We start from the raw sequence: 1,915 nt of genomic DNA on the forward strand, positions 1-1,915 counted from the left end.
CACCGGCATCACCGTCTGGGGCGTCCGCGACAGCGACTCCTGGCTCGGCGCCAACACCACCCCGCTGCTGTTCGACAGCTCAGGCAACAAGAAGGCCGCCTACACCTCGGTCCTCAACGCCCTCAACGCAGCCGACCCCAACCCCGACCCCGACCCCACAGTGACCCCCACCCCCACCCCGACCTCGGGTGGCGGTGCCAGGCAGATCAGGGGCGTGGCCTCCAACCGATGCGTGGACGTGCCCAGCTCCAGCACCACCGACGGCACGCAACTGCAGTTGTGGGACTGCCACACCAACTCCAACCAGCAGTGGACCTACACCTCCGCCAGTGAGCTCAGGGTCTACGGCAACAAGTGCCTGGACGCCGCCGGCACCGCCAACGGCGTCAAGGCCCAGATCTACGCCTGCCACGGCGGCAACAACCAGAAATGGCGCCTCAACTCCGACGGCACCATCACCGGCGTGCAGTCCGGACTGTGCCTGGACGCCGCCAACAACAGCACCGCCAACGGCACCCTGATCCAGCTCTACTCCTGCCACGGCGGCAACAACCAGAAGTGGACCTGAACCGGCAACGCCGTGACCGCCGGCTCCCAGCGGAGGGACGCCAACGCGCGACATCGGCCGCGCTTCTGACCGCATCCGCGATCGACGAATGCCGATGACCAGCATTTGCCGGCACACCCGGGTGCGTCCAATTAACTGGACACACCCGGGTGTGCCGTTTCAGGCCGATCTCGTTGAGATGTATGCGGCGACGCCGGCCGTTTCCCTCGCGGTTCAGTGCTTCACCGCCGGTGACGAAGTGGCGTCGACCCCGGGTCATGATCAGGAAAAACGGCACCAGGGTGACGATCTTTCGCGGCGAACCGGCGGCGTACGGCAGAAAATCATCACCATCGCTGAACGTTTCATCACGGAGCCGGTCCCGCACGGTGCGATCGGATGCCCGTAAGGGCAGGTGAAGGCCCGCCGAGGGCGGGAACGCGGGGAAAGGGCCACGGGCCGCGCATTGACGCGGATCGGCCACACGATATTGGCTCCGCGCACCACCTCCCGCCAACGAAACGGAGTAGTCCGCCAGCGGAGTTTTGTGAGCGCTAACAACAATCGTGGCCCAGACGTACGCGGGGCCACGATCGTCGTCAGCGCTCACCAGGCGAGTCCATCGCGTCCGGCTCCGTCGTGACCGTCCGCCACGCCTCCTACGACTGCTCGCCCGGTCTCCTCCACGACCTTCGGCTTCACCGCGAACGGCAACGCCGCCACCCCACCACCCGCGCCAGCCCCTGACAGCGGCTTGACGAAAAGATGAGGAGCACACATGCGCCTGCCCTGGCGACCACGGACACCGCGCCCTACCGCCACACCGGCGGCGCCGTCCCGATCGGCCGTGCACCGCGGCTTCGCGATCATCTCGATCCCGATCCTGCTGGCGGCGGCCGGGCTACTGGCCACGCAGCCCGCGCAGGCGGCCGTCGCCTGTCGGGTCGACTACACCGTCAGCTCGTCGTGGCCGGGTGGCTTCGGCGCCAACGTCACCATCAACAACCTGGGTGACGCGGTCAACGGCTGGCGGCTGACCTGGTCCTTCGGGGGCGGCCAGCAGATCACCCAGATCTGGAACGCCACGCAGACCCAGTCCGGTTCAACGGTGACCGCGACCAACGTCGGCTACAACGCCGCCATCCCGTCGGGGGGCAGCACTTCCTTCGGGTTCAACGGCTCGTACAGCGGCAGTAACCCGTCGCCCACCTCGTTCTCCCTGAACGGCGTGGCCTGTACCGGCACCCCCGACCCCACGGTCACGCCGACCCCCAATCCGACTCCGACTCCGACGCCGACGCCGACCGGTACGTGCAACCTTCCCTCGTCGTACCGCTGGACGTCGACCGGAGCGCTGGCGCAGCCGAG

At 67.7% G+C, this 1,915-nt stretch carries 3 protein-coding genes; all 3 read left to right on the forward strand.

The window, feature by feature from the left end; genetic code table 11:
- On the forward strand, nt 1-568 hold a 568-nt coding region (locus ACSDR0_RS50305; RefSeq protein ID WP_435296083.1), incomplete at its 5' end, for a ricin-type beta-trefoil lectin domain protein.
- An 88-nt stretch (nt 569-656) separates the two neighbouring features.
- A complete protein-coding gene (locus ACSDR0_RS50310) occupies nt 657-956 on the forward strand; it encodes a hypothetical protein (protein ID WP_435296084.1) in 300 nt (99 codons plus the stop codon).
- A gap of 369 nt (nt 957-1,325) precedes the next feature.
- A partial coding sequence (locus ACSDR0_RS50315; RefSeq protein ID WP_435296085.1) for a cellulose binding domain-containing protein occupies nt 1,326-1,915 on the forward strand: 590 nt, incomplete at its 3' end.

Origin of the sequence: Streptosporangium sp. G11, from assembly GCF_051192615.1 — a bacterium.
GTDB lineage: Bacteria > Actinomycetota > Actinomycetes > Streptosporangiales > Streptosporangiaceae > Streptosporangium.

Bases quoted from the DNA above. Each gene is read 5' to 3' on its own strand.
- ACSDR0_RS50310 (WP_435296084.1), top strand. From the start codon at position 657: ATGCCGATGACCAGCATTTGCCGGCACACCCGGGTGCGTCCAATTAAC.